A 17,457-nucleotide genomic window follows, 5' to 3' on the forward strand; every position below is an offset into this window, starting at 1 on the left:
GAAGGCCGCTGCGGTAGCGCTGTCTTGTAGCGCCGAGCCCATGTCCGGCTTGGGCCCCGGAATCAGCCGAGCATGGGCTCGGTGCTACAGCGGCCAGCCCGCGCGTTCAGGGCAGCTGCGTGCGTACCCGGGCGAAGCGGCGCAGGTCGTGCAGCACGCCGCGCTTGTAGACCGCGCAGCGCTCCACGCCCTCTTCCTGGAAGCCGTTCTTCTCCAGCACCCGGGCCGAGCCGAGATTGAAGTCGACCACCGTGGCCTGCAGCCTGAACAGGCGCAGCTCGTCCATCACCCAAGGCGCAAACACACCGACCACCCGGGTCATCAGGCCCTGGCCCCAGTAGGCCCGGCCCAGCCAGTAACCCAGTTCGGCGGTATGCCCACGCTCGGCCACGCCCTGCTGGGCACCGACGCTGCCGCAGGCCTGGCCGTCTATCTCGATGGCCAGGTTCAGGGTGCCGGGAGCCAGCACGCGGCCGGCGAGGAAGGCCTCGCCATCCCCGCGCGTGTACGGGTACGGAAAGCGATCACGCAGGCCCCGCGACACCTCGGCGTCGTTGGCGTGGTGCAGCAGCGATTCCAGATCATCCGGGCGCCAGGGGCGCAATTGGAAGCCTTCACCTCGCAGCACGGTGGTCGGGTCAGGCATGGCCACCCACCGACGGCGATTCCGCTTCCTGCTTCTCCAGCTCGCGCTTCACCGCTTCCGGCGAGCGGGTGTACGGGGCCAGCCGTGCGTAGAACGCCGGCACCACGAACAGCGACAGGAAGGTCGAAAGAGTTACGCCGAAGATGATCACGATACCGATCGTGCCACGGCTGGCCGAGCCGGGGCCACCGGCGACCACCAGCGGAATCGCGCCGACCACGGTGGCGATCGAGGTCATCAGGATCGGGCGCAGGCGCACCATCGCCGATTCGATGATCGCCTCGCGCACCGTGCGCCCGTCATCGCGCAGCTGGTTGGCGAATTCGACGATGAGGATGCCGTTCTTCGCTGCCAGGCCAACCAGCATCACGATGCCGATCTGGCTGAACAGGTTCACCGTGCCGCCACTCACCCACAGGCCGACCAGCGCACCGAGCACACCCAGCGGCACGGTCAGCATGATGGTGAGCGGGTGGATGAAGCTTTCGAACTGCGCGGCCAGCACCAGGTACACCACCAGCAGGGCCATCGCGAAGGTCAGCAGCACCGCACCGCCGGCACTCTGGTACTCACGCGACTCACCCTTCCAGTTCACCTGTGCGTACTGCGGCAGCTCTTCCCGGGCCACGTTCTGTGCCCAGGCAATGGCCTCGCCCAACGGATAGCCTGGCGCCAGGCCGGCACTGATGGTGATCGAGCGCAGTCGGTTGAAGCGGTTCAGGGTTCCGGCCTCGGCCACTTCGCTCAGCGTGACCAGGTTGGACAGCGGCACCAGCTCGCCGGAGGTGGCACGCACGCGGATCGCGGCCAGGTCGGCCGGGCTGGCACGGCCATCGCGCCCGGCCTGCACCAGCACGTCGTACTCCTCGCCGTTGTCGACGAAGGTGGTGACGCGGCGCGAACCCATCATGGTTTCCAGCGCCGATCCGATCGCGGTGACCGGCACGCCGAGGTCGGCCGCGCGCTGGCGGTCGATGTTCACCCGCATCTGCGGCCGGGTTTCCTTGTAGTCCGAGTCGGGGCCGACCAGGCCGGGATTGTCGGCCATGCGCAGCAGGATGCGGTCGCGCCACTGCGCGATCTCGGCATATTCGGGGCCGCCCAGCACGATCTGGAACGGCTGCCCGCCACTGCGCACCAGGCCACCGCCCACCTGCGTGCGCACGCGCACGCCGCGGATGGTGTCCAGTTCTTTCTGCAGCGCGTCGGCCACTTCAGGCGTCCCCTCGCTGCGCTGGCGCCACGGCTGCAGGAAGATGCTGACGCGGCCGGTGTGCATCTCCTCGCTGGCGCCCCAGCCGCCCGGCACGCGCGGGTTGGCGCGCACGATCGGCTTGTCCGGGCCGACATGCGGCGCCAGCAGCGCTTCCACCTGCTGCACCTGCTGCACGGTGTAGTCGTAGCCGGCGCCTTCCGGGCCGTCGATCATGATCTGGAACGAACCGCGGTCTTCGGCCGGCGCCAGTTCCGACGGCAGCAGCTTGAGCAGGCCCCAGCTGGCAGCCAGTGCGGCCACCATCACCAGCAGGTAGATCCAGGTGCGGTCGACATGGTGGTCGAGCACGCGGCCATAGCCCGAGGCCAGGCGCTCCAGATTGCGGTTGATGAAGCCATGCAGGCCACGTGGTGCCTGCCCGGTGTGCGGCTTGAGCAGCTTGGACGCCATCATCGGCGTCAGCGTCAGCGCTACGAATGCGGACAGCGCCACCGCTGCCGCCAGCGCCACCGCCAGCTCGCGGAACAGGCGCCCGGTATTGCCTTCCAGGAAACCGACCGGCAGGAACACCGCCACCAGCACGGCGGTGGTGGCGATCACCGCGAAGGCAACCTGCGTGGTACCGCGCTTGGAGGCCACCAGTGGGGGCTCGCCCAGGTCGATGCGGCGCTGCACGTTTTCCACCACCACGATCGCATCGTCCACCACCAGGCCGATGCACAGCACCAGTGCCAACAGGGTCAGCAGGTTGATCGAGAAGTCGAACGCGTACAGTGCGATGAACGCGGCCACCAGGCAGACCGGCACGGTCACCGCCGGAATCAGTGCGGCACGGAAGCTGCCGAGGAACAGCCAGATCACCGCCAGCACCAGGATCATTGCCTCCACCAGCGTGGCGTAGACGCGGTCAACGGCGGCTTCGATGAAGGTGGTGTTGTCGAACGCAACAAAGATCTGCGTGCCCTTGGGCAGGGTCAGTGCCACCCGCTCGGCTTCAGCGCGCGCGGTGCGCGCCACGTCCAGCGAGTTGGCGGTGGAGGTCTTGACGATACCCAGGCCGATGCCCGGCTCGCCGTTACTGCGGTAGTAGGCGCGGCGCTCGGCCGAGGCCAGTTCGATCTTCGCCACGTCGCCCATGCGCACCACGTAGCCGTCGCGGCCCTTGCCCAGCGGGATGGTGGCGAAATCCTCGGGCTTGATGTAGTTGCGCTCCACGCGCAGGGTGAAATCACGGTCGGTCGACTCGATGCGACCGGCCGGCAGTTCCACGTTCTCGTTGCGCAGTGCGGTTTCCACGTCGCCGGTGGTCAGCCCACGTGCGGCCAGCTGGTCGCGGTCCAGCCAGATGCGCATCGCATAGCGCTGGCGGCCGCCGATGCGGACCTGGGCCACGCCGTCGAGGCTGGAGAAGCGGTCGACCACATAGCGGTCGGCGTAATCGCTCAGTTCCAGCGTGTCCATGGTCGAAGAGACCATGTTGAACCAGATGATCGGGTCGGCATCGCTTTCGACCTTGGCGATTTCCGGCGGCCGGGCTTCTTCCGGCATGCGGTCGGCGACGCGGCTGACCGCATCGCGCACGTCGTTGGCCGCCGCTTCGATATCGCGGTTGGAGGTGAACTCGATGCTGACCTGCGAGCGGCCGTTGGTGCTGCGCGCGTTGATCGTATCGATGCCTTCGATGCCGGCCAGTGCATCTTCCAGGACCTGGGTGATGCGGCTTTCGATGACCGCCGCCGAGGCACCGGTGTAATCCACCGACACCGAAACAATGGGCGGGTCGATGGCAGGCAGCTCGCGCAGGGTCAGGCGGGTGAAGGACATCACGCCCAGCACCAGCAGCAGCAGGCTCATCACCACGGCGAACACCGGCCGCTGGATGGAGATGTCGGACAGTTTCATCCGCCGTGCCCCTCGGCCGCGGCCGGTGCCGGCGCGGCATCCGGTTTCGCGCCGCTGGCCGGTGCCGCATCCCTGGCCGCGACCTTCAGGCCCGGGCGCAGCTTGCCGGTGCCATCAACCACGATGCGCTGGCCCGCTTCCAGCCCCTGCTTGATCTCGACCACGCCGGCGCGGCGCGCACCGGTGACCACGTCCACGCGCTCGACGCTGTCGTCGGCCTTGATGCGGTACACGAAGGTATCGCGGCCGACCTGCACCACGGCGATTTCCGGGACCACCAGCGCCGGGCGCTCGGGGCGGAACAGCCGCACGTCCAGCAGCATGCCCGGGCGCAGCGCATGATCGCCGTTGGCGAAGTCGGCGCGCACGGTCACCGCACGGGTGACCGGATCGATGCGCGCATCGATGGTGCTGACCTCACCCTCGAAGGTGCGGCCCGGCCACGCCACGCTGGTGGCGCTGACCTTGTCACCGACGCCCAGCGCAGCCAGTTCCACTTCCGGCACCTGGAAATCGACGTGCATGTGCTCGATGTCATCGAGCGTGGCGATGACCGTGGTCGGGGTCACCAGCGAGCCGGGGCTGACCTGGCGGATGCCGAGCACGCCAGCGAACGGCGCGCGCACGCGGCGGTCACCGATGTCGGCCTGCATCTGCATCACGCGCGCCTCGGCCGCATCGCGGATCGACTTCTGCGTATCCAGCGTGGCGCTGGACACCAGCCGCTGGGAGGCCAGCTCGCGCTGGCGCCTGTACAGCTGGTCGGCTTCGTGGAAGGTGGCCTGCGCCTGCACCAGCGCGGCCTCCTGGGCCTGCCCGCGCAGGGTCACGATCGGCGCACCGGCGGCCACATGCTGGCCACTTTCAAAGTGCACCTTCTCGACGATTTCGCTGACCTTGGCCGTCACGCTGATGGACTCGCGCGCCTTGGCCGTGCCCAGCGCCTGCAGCGTGTCATTCCACTGCGAGGACTGCACGACCTGCGCGGTCACCGGCACCGCTTCGCCCTGCCGACGGGCGGCGGCCTCCTGTTTGCCCCCGCACCCGGCCAGAAGGGCCAGGCTGAGGCCAAGGGCCAGGGTCGAAGCAATGCGAGCCAACATGAACGGTCCTGATAGATCCACGGCCGCCGAGTGTAGGCAAGCACCCGTGGAAGCGATATGTGCCAAGCGTTTACTGGCGTGGCACCGGCGGCGCGATAGCGCCGTGAACCTGTTCCGTGCAAGGCTCGCAGCAGCGGTGTCGGCATGTGTCGAGGTGTATCCCGCCGTGCGCCGCAGGCGTTGTCATCGTAGAGTCGAAGCTGCCCGACAGAGGGCGTCGGGCGGGGACGGATCCTGGCGGGGATCCGGCCCCGTTTTTTTACCCGGCCGATCAGTACCGGTAGTTCACCTTCATCCACAGGCTGCGCCCGGGTTCATTGATGCGCACCGGGTCGGCCGGGAAGCCGAAGTCGGCGCTGCCGGCCAGGTTCAGGTGCTCGCTGTAGGCGCGGTCGAACAGGTTGTCGACGCCCGCACTGAGCTGCAGCTGCGAACTGAAGCGGTAAGCGGCATTGAGCGCGAAGGTAGCGAAGCCGGCACTCGGCCCCAGGTCCTGCGCGACCACGTTGCCCTGTCCATCTGCGACACGATGCTGATGGGTCACCGCACGCAGCAGCGCACCGGCACTCCAGCGCTGGCCTTCCCAGTTCGCGCTCAGGCGCGCTTCCAACGGCGGCATCTGCGGCAGCGGACGCTGCTGGTCGCGGTTCTCGCCCCAGGCATAGGCCAGCGTGCCACCCAGCTTCCACTGCGCAGCCAGGCTCACTTCCAGCCCGGCTTCGGCACCGGCGATGCGCGCATCGACGTTGTTGGCCTGGCTCATGCCCATCATGCCGCTGCCGTGATAGGTGAACAGGATGTAGTCCTGGATCTGCCCGGCATACGCCGATACCCATGCCTGCACACGCGGTCCCTTGAACTGCAGGCCCATGTCGAGCTGGGTGGTGCGCTCGGGCTGCACGCCGGTGAACGCGTTCACTGCGCCCGACGGGCCATGGTTGGGCGAGAACAGCTCCCAGTAGTCGGGCATGCGTTCACTGTGGCCGAGGCCGGCGTACCAGGTCAGGCCGTCGGCAAGGTCCTGCTCGTAGCGCAGGAACCCGCTGCCGAGCCATTCCTTGCGCGTCTGCCCGGCGCTGGGATTGGGCCGGTTGCCCATCATGCCGCCGATCGATTGCCGCTCATCGCGGGCGCTGGCACGGTCGATGCGCAGGCCACTGATCCAGCGCTGGTCCGTGCCGGCACCCAGGGTCAACTCGGTGAACACGCCATAGCGGTGGAAGTTCGCATCGGTCTGCCACGCGGCCTGGCGGTAAGTATCGCGGCCCATGCCGTTGCGGCCACGGTGGCGGCTGTCCTCACCGTCCACACCGGCCACCAGCTGCACCTCCTGCCAGCGCCACTCGGAACTGGCCCGGCCGCCCTGGGTTCGGCGGTCCACGTTCGAAGCCATCGGCATGGGCATCATGCTGTTGGGATTCGGCGTGCGCAGCGTGTAGTTGTCCATCACATGGTCGGCTTCGTTGTAGTACACGTTGGCCTGCAACGTTTCCCACGCGCCCGGCAGGTTGCGCTTCTCGAAGCGTGCCGCGTAGCTGGTGCGCTCGAACGCGGCGCCGTCCATGCCACGCCCGGCATAGCGCGCGATCGCATCGCCGGCACCGGCGGAGATTTCCAGCAGCGTATCGGCGTCCGGCGTCCAGCCGATGGCCACGTCGCCGTTCCACTTGCGCCACTTCGACGGCACCACGTCACCATGACCATCCTTGTAGTCGTCCGCTTCCGAGCGATTGCCGCTGGCACGCACGTAACCGGCCGGATTGCCCAGCGTCAGGTCCAGCACCTGGTCGTTGCGGTTGCGCGAGCCGACCAGTCCACTGGCATCGGCACGCAGGCCGGGTTCCTCGAAGCGCGGCGTATCGCGCTCGAAACGGATGGTGCCGGCCGAGGCACCTGCGCCCCAGCGCACGCTCTGCGGGCCCTTGATGATGGTCAGCCGGTCGAAGCTCTCCGGCGCGATATAGGAAAGCGGATTGTCCATGCGCGACGGGCAGGCACCGATCAGGTTGCCATCGTTGCTGAGGATGTTCAGCCGCGAACCGAACATGCCGCGCAGCACCGGGTCACCGTTGGTGCCGCCGTTGCGGATGGCGGAGAAGCCAGGCACGGTCTTCAGGTAATCGGCGCCATCACTGGCGGGGACCGGCTGCCGCGGCAGGCGCGGATCGGTCACCCAGTGCAGTGGCGACGAAGGCGCGGCGGCAGTGACCACCATCGTGTCGAGGGTGCGCGCTTCTTCAGCAGGCGCAGCGTGGGCCAGTGACGCGGCCACGGCCAGGCCAAGGGCAACCGGCAGGCGCGCGCAGGCGCCCGCGGGGCGGGAAGTCATTTTCATCGGAACAGCTCCAAGGTACGCATGCGCGCACGGCGCCCGGTCAGGCGTCGTGCGGCAGATTCGATAGGGACATCAGCGGACGATGGAGGAGCGTGGTGGTCCACGTGCGGCATGCGCCGGCCAGCGCAGTGCCGGCAGCACCTGTTGCGACCACGGGAACACCAGGCGCGGCCGCCACAGCAGCGGCAACTGCAGCACCAGCACCGCCAGCCACGGCAGCAGGCGCATGGCCAGCACGCAGTATTCGCAGACTTCGCCATGCATGGCGTGGGGGTCGGCTGGGCGCTTGGGTGCTGCCTGCGAAGCGCCATGCGGGTCGTGCCCGGCCATGGTCATGTCGTGCATGCCATGGCCCATGGCGGCGTGGTCCATGCCCGCCATTGCGGTGTGGTCCATCGGCGGCGCCTGCAGCGCGCGGCTGACCAGCGGCGCAAGCACCATCAGCAGCGTCGCCAGGACGGCGAGCTGGAGCAGAAGGCGCTGCGGGCGGGACAGGCGGGTCACCGCGCTAGTGTAGAGGCGGGTCCAGGGTTGCCCTGTGCGACGAACCGTCGCAGGAGGGAGTTTATCGGCAGGGCTTGCAGCCCTGCACCTGCTGCGGACCACGGCAAGAGCCGAAGCAACAGCAAAAGCGGTTTCCTGAGGGTGGGCGGGGTGGGTCCGGTTGCGGGAGACGCCGTAAACCCATCCATGAAGTGACCCCCGGGGCTTGGCCGCGGCTTGCTCGTGTGCGCTTTCCTGCGCACACGGCAAGACCGGGGTTGGGCGTCCTGCCCAACCCGCCCGAGGCATGCCTCGGGCCCATGCCGCGGACACTCCCGCAACCGGACCCACCCCAACTTCGACAGATCTCCGCGATCTGCAGTAGATCCACGCCATGCGTGGATGCTTTTCGATTTCAATTCGAAATATTCGATTTCGATGGAGATTCATCCACGCATGGCATGGATCTACGTGTCGACCAAGGTCGACTCCTACCAACAGCCATCGGGATCTGTCAGAGGTGGGGCGGTGTCGGAGTGCGGGGTGTCAGCCGCATGGATGCGGCTGCCAAGCTTACAGGGACGTACTTGCAGCGTCCCCGCACTCCAACACCGCCCCGCCAACCCACGGAATGCACGCTTCTGCTGTTGCTGTTGCTTGAATGTCGTAGTGGGTGCAGGGCTGCAAGCCCTGCTCGACCAACCCCTCACACCGTGATGGTCTGGGTCAGTGACTCCCACGTCGGTGGCACCGGCCACGCCGCCGCCTGGTTGCCATCCAGCACCCTGCGCAGGTCACGCGGATCAATCTGCGGTGCCAGCACATGCACCAGCTCCAGCGCGTAGTCACGCAGCACGCGGTCGCGCGGCAGCACCGCCCAGGCGATGCACTCGGCGATCGGGTCCGGGGCCGGCCACGAACGCAGGTCTTCATCGTTGGAACTGACCGCCATCTCGGCCAGCAGGCCTACGCCAAGACCCGTGCGCACGTAGGTCTTGATCAGGTCCGCATCCAGCGCGGTCAGTGCCAGATCGGGCACCAGCCCATTGGCGGCGAAGGCGCGTTGCAGGGATGAGTTCGGTCGGGTCGAGGATTCGTAGCTGATCAATGGCTGGCGGGCCAGCGCGGCCAGGTCCGGTGCGCGGCCGGCGCGGTCCAGCGGGTGGCCCTTGGGCACCACCACCAGGCGCCGCCAGCGGAACAGCGGCACTGCGATGCCATCGGTGGGCTCACCGCCTGCGGTGCTGATGATCGCAATATCGGCATCACCCTGGTTCAAGCGGTCCAGCGCGTCGGCTTCACCGGCCTGCTGCAGGTGCACGCTGACCTGCGGGTAGGCCTGCTTGATCGCCGCCACCGCCGGCGGCAGCACGAAGCGCGCCTGGGTGTGCGTGGTGGTCAGGATCAGCTGACCCTGGCTCTCGCGACGCTGGTTTGCCGCGTAGGTGCGGATGTTGTTGGCCTCAGCCAGCACCGCGCGGGCGCGGGCGATGACCTCGGTGCCGGCCGGGGTGACCGACTCCAGGCTGCGGCCCTTGCGCACGAACAACAGAAAGCCGAGCTCGTCTTCCAGCTGCTTGAGCTGCTTGGACAGGCCGGGCTGGGTGGCGTGCACGCGCGAGGCAGCGAGCGTGATGTTCAGCTCGGCATCGGCAATGGCAACCAGGTAGCGCAGCTGGGTCAGCGTCATGGGAGGCAGGCGGCGTGGGGCGGAGGTCCACTCTAGGGTCAATTGCCGTCACCAGCTTATAACCAAAGGTTGTTTAAGAAAGGTATCTGGTCATTTCCGGGCGTCATATGCCGGCGCTACGGTCAGCCGGCAGCCGCTGGCCTGAACAGCCAGCCCTCCCCCTTTGCCCGCCGAAGCCCGGCGCGGCCCCGTTTCCGGAGCGCTTCCATGGCCCTGTACGAGTCCATCCTCGATACCGTCGGCAACACCCCCATCGTCAGGCTGCAGCGCCTGGCACCGCCACAGGTCAGCGTCTACGCCAAGGTCGAGTCATTCAATCCGGGCGGCTCGGTCAAGGACCGCCTGGCGCTGGCAATCATCCTCGACGCCGAAGCGCGTGGCCTGCTCAAGCCAGGCGACACGATCGTGGAGGCCACCTCGGGCAACACCGGCGTGGCGCTGGCGATGGTCGCTGCCGCGCGCGGCTACAAATTCGTGGCCACGATGGTCGAGACCTTTTCGGTGGAGCGTCGCAAACTGATGCGCGCCTATGGCGCGAAGGTAATCCTGACCCCGGCCGCCGAGCGTGGCAGCGGCATGGTGCGCAAGGCGCGCGAACTGGCCGAGCAGCATGGCTGGTTCCTGGCCAGCCAGTTCGCCAACCCGGCCAATCCGGCTTATCACCGCAACACCACGGCCGCCGAGATCCTGCGCGACTTCGCCGGCAAGCGGCTGGATTACTTCGTCAGTGGCTGGGGCACCGGCGGCACGCTCACCGGCGTGGGCGAAGTGTTGAAGGTCGCGCGCCCGCAGACCCGCGTCATTGCTACCGAACCCGCCGGCGCCGCCCTGCTCAAGGGCGATGATTGGAAACCGCACAAGATCCAGGGCTGGACCCCGGATTTCGTGCCGGACGTGCTCAACCGCGATGTGGTGGATGAACTGGTGTCGGTGGAGGATGACCGCGCCATCGCCACCGCGCGCCGACTGGCGGCGGAGGAAGGGATCTTCGTCGGCATCTCCGCCGGCGCCACCGTGGCCAGCGCGCTGGACGTGGCAGCCCGCGCTGAGCCGGGCTCGGTGATCCTGGCGATGCTGCCGGACACCGGTGAACGCTATTTCTCCACGCCGCTGTTCGCCGATGTGAACGAGGGTTCCGACGACGACTGGCTGGCTGGCCTGCCATGACGCAAGCCGCCGGGCATTGCCTGGCGCCACCGCCTGCCGCGGATCCATGACCGCTTCAGCCTGCGTGAAGGCAGCGACCGCCATCGTGCGTGAAGGCCGTCGGATCGCAGCGCGTGAGACGGTCATGACGCAGTATCGATGCCCTGTCCCCTACCGTGGGGTACAGCCGGCGCAGAGGCTGCGCGGAACACCTCACAGGCAGGAGACGGACGCATGAAGATCGAAGTTTGGCAGGGTGACATCACGACCCTGGCGGTGGATGCGATCGTCAACGCGGCCAACGAAACATTGCTCGGCGGCGGTGGTGTGGACGGCGCGATCCATCGTGCGGCCGGCCCCGCATTGCGGGCCGAGTGCGAGCGGTTGCCCGAGCTGCGCCCGGGCGTGCGTTGCCCGACCGGCGAAGTGCGTGCCACCGGCGCTTACGCCTTGCCGGCACGGCATGTACTGCACACGGTGGGCCCGGTCTGGCACGACGGCCAGCGCGACGAGCCGGCATTGCTCGCCAACTGCTACTGGAAATCGCTGCAGCTGGCCGAGTCGCTGGGGGTGCAGTCGATCGCCTTCCCGGCGATCAGCTGCGGTGTGTATGGCTATCCGCTGTACCAGGCGGCGCAGATCGCCGTGACCGAGACACTGGCCTGGCAGCGCAGCCATGCGCAGCCGATGCGCATCGTGCTGGTGGCGTTCAATACCGCGACGGCCAAGGCGTACCAGCAAGCGTTGAGCGCCGCCGGGCAAGGCGCAGACGGCGAACCGCGCGGCTCGATGCTGTCGCCGCTGGGTGATGCGGGCTTCGCCGCCGCGCACTGAATCCGGCGGTCAGCTTCAAGGAAAAGGCCGGGCATTGCCCGGCCTTTCCTGTTGCGCCGTTGTCCACACTCCCACGGAGTGTGGAACACGCTCAACGGCTGGCAGCTTCCACCGCGGCGGCATCATCGGCCGCAGCAGCGGCCGCGTCGGCAGCGGCACTTGCCGCCGAAGCAGCAGCCCCATCGGCGCTGGCGCCGTCCACCTGCACACGCACTTCCACCATGCCCGCGCCGTTGCTGAGGCTGGACACCTCGACGGTGTAATGACCGGCAGGCAACGCTTCTTCCAGGCGTGCGTTGGTATCGTTGCCACCGTCATCGTCGGTCAGTTCGACATCGCCGCCAACCACGCGCAGCACGGTATCGACCTGGCCGGAGATTGCATCCAGCCGCACATTGGTCGGACGGTCCAGCGTCAGCAGGAAGCGGCGGACGCCATCGTTATCGAGCATCGTGTACACGCTGCCGGACTTCGGCAGTGCGGTGCCATCGCGATCGACCAGGTTGCCCGGCAGCTCGATCCGATTGGCCGACAAGGTGAACATGCCACTGACGCCGTCGCCGAGGCCACGCGCGGTCAGCGTGTACTTGCCCGGCTTCAGCGACAGGGTCAGGCGCGAGTTGGTGCTGTCCCCGCCGTCGTCATTCTCGGCATCCACGCCCTGCCCGGACAGCTTCAGCACCGGGTCGAAGGCGTCCGAGACCAGCCGGATCTCGTACAGGCCCGCCTTGTCCACCTGCAACGTGTAGTCCTGCGAGTTGCTGGCCAGCATATCGACGATCTCGCCACTGCCCGCCAGCGGCTTGCCGTCGTACGGCTTCAGCTTCTCGGCGCGAAGGCGATAAGGGCCGAACGCGGTCGGGCCATCGGCGTTGACTGCCACCTGGTAGGTACCACTGCCGTTGGCACGGAAAGCCAGCGAGACGTCCCCCTCGCGCTCATAGCCTGTGTTGCTGGTGGATACCAGGCTGCCGTTGTTGAACACCGCAATCGAGCCGCTGAGGGCACCAGTGAGCTTCAGGCCGACCAGATCCCTGTCTTCCAGCTTGATCTGGTAGAGCTGGTGATGGCTGCCGTCATTGAAGTTGATGCCGCTGCGCGAGGTGATCTCGCCGGAGACCGGCTTGTCGAAATCGAGCGACGCGGCCTTGCCTGCCTCGGCACCGCCGCCACCGATGCGGTTGCACCCGCCGGCGACCAGGACCGTGGCTACGGCCAGTGTGATTGCTGCCAAACGCATGTTGTTTCTCCTTGGCCTTCCATGTGGTTCCCACGCACCGGCCGGGCGCATGGGGGCGGAAAAGATACCCGCAAAAGCAAACGCCGGCGTGATGCCGGCGCTGCCTTGTTTATCCAGCGATGGGACGGATCACCCGTTCCACTTGCCCAGCGCGGCCAGGCCATTGTCCCTGGCGCGCTCGTACACGGTCTTCTGGGCAGAAGCGTAGTTGCCCTTCATGTCCTTGGCCCACAGCTTCAACGCGGCCTGCTGCATGGCACGGCCGTAGGAGAAGCTCAGCGGCCACGGCAGGTTGCCCAGCTGGTTCATCGCGTTCAGGTGCTCGGTGGACTGCTCGTCGCTCTGGCCACCGGACAGGAACACCACGCCCGGCAGGATGGCCGGCACGGTGCTCTTCAGGCACATCACGGTCGACTCGGCCACTTCCTCGACGTCGGCCTGCTCTTCACAGTCCTTGCCCGAGATGACCATCGAAGCCTTCAGGATGGTGCCTTCCAGCAGCACGTTCTGCTGGTACAGGGCGTCGAACAGCGAACGCAGGGTCGCTTCGGTGACTTCGTAGCAGGTCTCGATGTCGTGGTCGCCGTCCATGATCACTTCCGGCTCGACCATCGGCACCAGGCCGCATTCCTGGCACAGCGCTGCGTAGCGGGCCAGCGCATGGGCGTTGGACTCGATGCAGGTGCCCGACGGGATGCTCTCGCCGATGTTGATCACAGCACGCCACTTGGCAAACCGCGCGCCCAGCTTGTAGTACTCCTGCAGGCGCTCGCGCAGGCCATCCAGGCCTTCGGTCACCAGCTCGCCCGGGCAGCCGGCCAGCGGGTGCGCGCCCTTGTCCACCTTGATGCCCGGAATCATGCCGTGGTCGGCCATGTACTTGGCGAACGGCACGCCGTCCTTGGTCGACTGGCGGATGGTTTCGTCAAACAGGATGGCGCCGGAGATGTGCTCGTTGAGCTTCGGCGTGGTCAGCAGCAGTTCGCGGTAGGCACGACGGTTCTCCTCGGTGTTCTCGATACCGACGCCAGCGAAACGCTTGGCGATGGTAGCGGTGGATTCGTCGATCGCGATGATGCCCTTGCCCGGGGCAACCATGGCCTGGGCGGTTTCAGCCAGCTGTTCGATGCTCATGTACTTCCTGTGGCGGGTGCGGGAAAAACACAAGTATAGCCCCGCCGCCCGTTGCGCCGGCGTGCAGGCCAGAATGGAAACGATTCCAATGTCGGCGCAGGACAAGCGATGTCCTGCGGCACGGGGTCAGAGCCCTTGCGGGGATCCGACCCCGGCGGGCCTCAGAGGTCGCCCAGGCCGATGGCGCGGCCGTCCTCTCCCACTTCCAGCAGGCGCAGGGTATTGGTGGCACCGTGGGTTTCCATGTGCTCGCCACTGGTGAACACGACGCGGTCACCGGCCTGCAGCAGTTCGGCTTCCACCAGCAGGCGGATGCTGCCGCGCGCGGCTTCGCGCGGGGTCAGCCCGCGGCTGTCGAAGTTGATCGGGAACACATCGCGCATCAGGGCCATCTGGCGGCGCGCGCCGTCGTGGCGGGTGACTGCGAACACCGGCGCCTTGGCGCGGAACCGCGACAGGTAGCGGGCGGTGCCACCGGATTCGGTCATCGCCACGATCGCACGCACGCCCACGTGCTGCGACAGGAACATGGTGGCCATGGCAATCGCCTGGTCGGCACGTTCCAGATTACGCGGCGAGGCGTTGAAGTCGGTCTCGGTCTGGAACTGGCGCTCGGCACCCAGGCAGATACGCGCCATCGCTTCCACCGCCTTGACCGGCCAGGCACCGGCAGCGGTCTCGGCCGACAGCATCACCGCGTCGGTACCATCGATGACCGAGTTGGCCACGTCCAGCACTTCGGCGCGGGTCGGGATCGGGCTTTCAACCATCGACTGCAGCATCTGCGTGGCGGTGATCACCACCTTGTTCTGCGCAAGCGAGGCCTTGATGATCTTCTTCTGCAGGCCGGGCAGCTCGGCATCGCCGATTTCCACGCCGAGGTCGCCACGGGCGACCATCACAACGTCACTGGCCTCGACGATCTCTTCCAGGTTCTCGATCGCCTCGGTGCGCTCGATCTTCGACACCAGCGCGGCATCGCAGCCGTGCGAGCGGGCGATCTCGCGCGCGTCGTTCATGTCCTGCGCGTTGCGGCAGAACGACACGGCGATGAAGTCGACACCGATCTTGGCGACGATGCCGATCAGTTCCTTGTCGCGCTCGGTCAGTGCGCCCAGCGAGAGGCCACCGCCCTGCTTGTTCAGTCCCTTGCGATCAGACAGCGCGCCGTCGTTGAGCACGGTGCTGATGATGCGCTCGCCCTGCACCTCCACCACCTGCAGCTGCATCAGGCCATCATCGAGCAGCAGGACATCGCCCGGGCCGACGTCCTGCGGCAGGCCGAGGTAGCTGACGCCTACCTGGGTCGCATCGCCGGGGCCGGCGTTGGTGCTGGCGATCAGGTCGAAGCGGTCACCCGCCTTGAGCTGCACCTTGCCTTCGGCAAAGCGCTCGATGCGGATCTTCGGGCCCGGCAGGTCGGCCAGGATGCCCACTTCCACGCCCACGCGGGCAGCGGCGGCACGCACTTCGGCGGCACGCTTGGCCTGGCCGGAGGGGTCGCCATGGCTGAAGTTCAGGCGTACCACGTTGACGCCGGCGCGGAACAGATCCTCCAGCACGCCCGGCGGATCAGTGGCCGGACCGAGGGTGGCAAGGATCTTGGTGCGACGCTGACGCTCGAACATGGTGAATGGGCCTCTCCCGGTAAAGGACGGAAATTAGCACATCCTTCACGTCGCATGTATACGGTTACAGCCTTGTGCCGCTTGTCTTCGCGGGTCATGGAACGGACATCACCCGGACATACGCCGACGCAGGCAGTTCTGTAGAGCCGAGCCCATGCTCGGATGGGCATAGGCCGAAGCAGCCGAGCATGGGCTCGGCTCTACAGGAGCCTAGGCCAACAGTGTCGTCAGCTGCGCCGGCTCACGGGCCAGCTGACCCGCGCCGGCTTCGGTCAGTTCGGCCTCACCGCCAAAGCCCCACAGCACGCCCACACTGCGCAGGCCGTGGTGGCGCGCGCCTTCGATGTCCATGCGGCGGTCGCCGATCATCCAGCACTGCGCAGGCTGCACCTGCAGCCGACGCAACGCCTCGCCGACCAGTTCCGGCTTGTGGCTGCGCGAGCCGTCCAGGGTCGAACCGACGATCTCCTCGAACAGCCCGCCGAACGGCAGGTGGGCAAGGATGCGGCGCGCATGCGGCTCGTTCTTGGCCGTGACCACCGCCAGGCGGTGGCCGCGACCATGCAACGTGCGCAGGGTGTCCTCCACCTGCGGGTACACCGTGTGCTCGCGCCAGCCTTCGACATCGAAGCGCTCCCGGTAGTAGCCCACTGCCTGTTCCACCCGCGCCGGTTCACCGAACAGCGGCATGAAGGTGGTACGCAGCGACGGACCGATCCAGCCCCGCAGGGTGTCTTGCGGCGGCACCGGGTACTCCATCTTCTGCAGCGCATAGGCGATGCAGGCGGTGATGCCCACCTGCGAATCGATCAGCGTGCCGTCCAGGTCGAAGAACAGCACATCCTTGCCGCGCTCGCCACTCATGCGCCGCGCGCGTCGAGTGCGGCCACTGCAGGCAGAGTCTTGCCTTCCAGGAACTCCAGGAACGCACCGCCGCCGGTGGAGATGTAGCTGACCTGCTGGGCGATATCGAACTTGTCGACCGCGGCCAGGGTGTCGCCGCCACCGGCGATGGAGAATGCCGGCGAGCTGGCGATGGCGCGGGCCAGCGCTTCGGTGCCCTTGCTGAAGGCTTCGAACTCGAACACGCCGACCGGGCCGTTCCAGACCACGGTGCCGGCCTTCTCGATCAGCTGCGCGTACTGCGCGGCGGTCTGCGGGCCGATGTCCAGGATCAGGTCGTCTTCGGCAACGGCATCGACCGCCTTCACTTCCGCGGCAGCGTCGGGCAGGAACTGCTTGGCGGTGACCACGTCCACCGGCAGCGGAATGTCGGCGCCACGCGCCTTCGCATCGGCCACGATCTTCTTCGCCGTGTCCAGCAGGTCCGGTTCATACAGCGACTTGCCGACGTTATGGCCAGCGGCAGCAATGAAAGTATTGGCGATGCCGCCACCCACGATCAGCTGATCGACCTTGCCGACCAGGTTGGCCAGCAGTTCCAGCTTGGTGCTGACCTTGCTGCCGGCGACGATGGCCAGCAACGGCTTGGCCGGTGCATCCAGCGCCTGCGCCAGCGCGTCCAGCTCGGCCATCAGCAGCGGGCCACCGGCCGCGACCGGTGCGAAGCGGATGACACCATGGGTGGAGGCCTGCGCACGGTGCGCGGTACCGAAGGCATCCATCACGAACACATCGCATAGCGCCGCGTACTTCTTCGACAGGGCTTCATCGTCCTTGCCCTCGCCGACATTCATGCGGCAATTTTCCAGCAGCACCAGCTGGCCCGGCTGCACCTCGACGCCGTCGACCCAGTCACGCACCAGCGGAACCTCGCGGCCGAGCAGTTCGGACAGGCGCTGGGCCACCGGCGCCAGAGAATCGGCTTCGCTCCACACGCCTTCCTTCGGGCGCCCCAGATGCGAGGTGACCATCACCGCCGCGCCCTGCTCCAGCGCACGCTTGAGCGTCGGCAGCGAAGCGGTGATGCGCTGTTCGGAAGTGATGCGGCCATTCTCGATCGGCACGTTCAGATCCTGGCGGATCAGCACGCGCTTGCCGGAGAGGTCGAGGTCGGTCATGCGGACGATGGACATGGGCAACTCTTTGGCTCAGGGACGGGATGCCGGGGTACGGCAGACGGCCATTGTATCGGGTGCG

The 17,457-nt window shown here is 67.2% G+C and carries 13 protein-coding genes; 2 read left to right on the top strand and 11 right to left on the bottom strand.

Annotation, left to right across the window (positions count from 1 at the left end; all coding sequences use genetic code 11):
- Nucleotides 1-106: 106 nt before the first annotated feature.
- The 6 genes from ACTXG9_RS02395 to ACTXG9_RS02420 all read right to left on the bottom strand — a co-directional run bounded on the left by ACTXG9_RS02395 (nucleotide 107) and on the right by ACTXG9_RS02420 (nucleotide 9,375).
- A complete protein-coding gene (locus tag ACTXG9_RS02395; RefSeq protein WP_019660195.1) occupies nucleotides 107-646 on the bottom strand; it encodes a GNAT family N-acetyltransferase in 540 nt (179 codons plus the stop codon).
- On the bottom strand, nucleotides 639-3,764 hold the full coding sequence (locus ACTXG9_RS02400; RefSeq protein ID WP_111098279.1) for an efflux RND transporter permease subunit: 3,126 nt from the start codon (nucleotides 3,762-3,764) through the stop codon (nucleotides 639-641). Before ACTXG9_RS02400 ends, ACTXG9_RS02395 begins: the two co-directional genes overlap by 8 nt.
- On the bottom strand, nucleotides 3,761-4,867 hold the full coding sequence (locus ACTXG9_RS02405; RefSeq protein ID WP_019660197.1) for an efflux RND transporter periplasmic adaptor subunit: 1,107 nt from the start codon (nucleotides 4,865-4,867) through the stop codon (nucleotides 3,761-3,763). The genes ACTXG9_RS02400 and ACTXG9_RS02405 overlap by 4 nt, the downstream gene beginning before the upstream one ends.
- A gap of 271 nt (nucleotides 4,868-5,138) precedes the next feature.
- Nucleotides 5,139-7,202: a TonB-dependent copper receptor gene (locus ACTXG9_RS02410; protein WP_456115434.1), complete on the bottom strand. Its 2,064-nt coding sequence runs from the start codon at nucleotides 7,200-7,202 to the stop codon at nucleotides 5,139-5,141.
- A 72-nt stretch (nucleotides 7,203-7,274) separates the two neighbouring features.
- Complete coding sequence (locus tag ACTXG9_RS02415; RefSeq protein WP_111101809.1) at nucleotides 7,275-7,706, bottom strand: DUF2946 domain-containing protein; 432 nt, start codon at nucleotides 7,704-7,706, stop codon at nucleotides 7,275-7,277.
- Nucleotides 7,707-8,391: 685 nt separating this feature from the next.
- A complete protein-coding gene (locus tag ACTXG9_RS02420; RefSeq protein WP_019660022.1) occupies nucleotides 8,392-9,375 on the bottom strand; it encodes a LysR family transcriptional regulator in 984 nt (327 codons plus the stop codon).
- 207 nt (nucleotides 9,376-9,582) lie between these two features.
- Between ACTXG9_RS02420 and cysK the strand changes: the two genes are divergently transcribed.
- Together cysK and ACTXG9_RS02430 are read left to right on the top strand one after the other, a co-directional pair.
- The gene (gene cysK / locus ACTXG9_RS02425) at nucleotides 9,583-10,542 is read left to right on the top strand and encodes a cysteine synthase A (RefSeq protein WP_019660021.1); all 960 of its coding nucleotides are present in this window, start codon (nucleotides 9,583-9,585) and stop codon (nucleotides 10,540-10,542) included.
- A 213-nt stretch (nucleotides 10,543-10,755) separates the two neighbouring features.
- On the top strand, nucleotides 10,756-11,355 hold the full coding sequence (locus ACTXG9_RS02430) for an O-acetyl-ADP-ribose deacetylase (protein ID WP_019660020.1): 600 nt from the start codon (nucleotides 10,756-10,758) through the stop codon (nucleotides 11,353-11,355).
- A 91-nt stretch (nucleotides 11,356-11,446) separates the two neighbouring features.
- On the opposite strand, the gene ACTXG9_RS02435 is transcribed toward ACTXG9_RS02430, so the two are convergent.
- The 5 genes from ACTXG9_RS02435 to ACTXG9_RS02455 all read right to left on the bottom strand — a co-directional run bounded on the left by ACTXG9_RS02435 (nucleotide 11,447) and on the right by ACTXG9_RS02455 (nucleotide 17,393).
- Nucleotides 11,447-12,595 carry a hypothetical protein gene (locus tag ACTXG9_RS02435; protein WP_019660019.1) on the bottom strand — a complete coding sequence of 383 codons (1,149 nt, stop codon included), beginning with the start codon at nucleotides 12,593-12,595 and terminating at the stop codon, nucleotides 11,447-11,449.
- 129 nt (nucleotides 12,596-12,724) lie between these two features.
- A complete protein-coding gene (locus ACTXG9_RS02440) occupies nucleotides 12,725-13,729 on the bottom strand; it encodes a class I fructose-bisphosphate aldolase (RefSeq protein ID WP_180832923.1) in 1,005 nt (334 codons plus the stop codon).
- Nucleotides 13,730-13,890: 161 nt separating this feature from the next.
- Nucleotides 13,891-15,357 carry a pyruvate kinase gene (pyk, locus tag ACTXG9_RS02445; protein WP_021203676.1) on the bottom strand — a complete coding sequence of 489 codons (1,467 nt, stop codon included), beginning with the start codon at nucleotides 15,355-15,357 and terminating at the stop codon, nucleotides 13,891-13,893.
- Nucleotides 15,358-15,567: 210 nt separating this feature from the next.
- Nucleotides 15,568-16,221, bottom strand: a complete 654-nt coding sequence (locus tag ACTXG9_RS02450; RefSeq protein ID WP_019660016.1) for an HAD hydrolase-like protein — start codon at nucleotides 16,219-16,221, stop codon at nucleotides 15,568-15,570.
- Nucleotides 16,218-17,393, bottom strand: coding sequence for a phosphoglycerate kinase (locus ACTXG9_RS02455; RefSeq protein WP_134735187.1), 1,176 nt, complete (start codon nucleotides 17,391-17,393; stop codon nucleotides 16,218-16,220). Before ACTXG9_RS02455 ends, ACTXG9_RS02450 begins: the two co-directional genes overlap by 4 nt.
- Nucleotides 17,394-17,457 lie beyond the last annotated feature (64 nt).

Source organism: Stenotrophomonas maltophilia group sp. LNF247, assembly GCF_054083135.1.

Bases quoted from the DNA above. Each gene is read 5' to 3' on its own strand.
- ACTXG9_RS02395 (WP_019660195.1), bottom strand. From the start codon at position 646: ATGCCTGACCCGACCACCGTGCTGCGAGGTGAAGGCTTCCAATTGCGC.
- ACTXG9_RS02400 (WP_111098279.1), bottom strand. From the start codon at position 3,764: ATGAAACTGTCCGACATCTCCATCCAGCGGCCGGTGTTCGCCGTGGTG.
- ACTXG9_RS02405 (WP_019660197.1), bottom strand. From the start codon at position 4,867: ATGTTGGCTCGCATTGCTTCGACCCTGGCCCTTGGCCTCAGCCTGGCC.
- ACTXG9_RS02410 (WP_456115434.1), bottom strand. From the start codon at position 7,202: ATGAAAATGACTTCCCGCCCCGCGGGCGCCTGCGCGCGCCTGCCGGTT.
- ACTXG9_RS02420 (WP_019660022.1), bottom strand. From the start codon at position 9,375: ATGACGCTGACCCAGCTGCGCTACCTGGTTGCCATTGCCGATGCCGAG.
- cysK (WP_019660021.1), top strand. From the start codon at position 9,583: ATGGCCCTGTACGAGTCCATCCTCGATACCGTCGGCAACACCCCCATC.
- ACTXG9_RS02430 (WP_019660020.1), top strand. From the start codon at position 10,756: ATGAAGATCGAAGTTTGGCAGGGTGACATCACGACCCTGGCGGTGGAT.
- ACTXG9_RS02435 (WP_019660019.1), bottom strand. From the start codon at position 12,595: ATGCGTTTGGCAGCAATCACACTGGCCGTAGCCACGGTCCTGGTCGCC.
- ACTXG9_RS02440 (WP_180832923.1), bottom strand. From the start codon at position 13,729: ATGAGCATCGAACAGCTGGCTGAAACCGCCCAGGCCATGGTTGCCCCG.
- pyk (WP_021203676.1), bottom strand. From the start codon at position 15,357: ATGTTCGAGCGTCAGCGTCGCACCAAGATCCTTGCCACCCTCGGTCCG.
- ACTXG9_RS02450 (WP_019660016.1), bottom strand. From the start codon at position 16,221: ATGAGTGGCGAGCGCGGCAAGGATGTGCTGTTCTTCGACCTGGACGGC.
- ACTXG9_RS02455 (WP_134735187.1), bottom strand. From the start codon at position 17,393: ATGTCCATCGTCCGCATGACCGACCTCGACCTCTCCGGCAAGCGCGTG.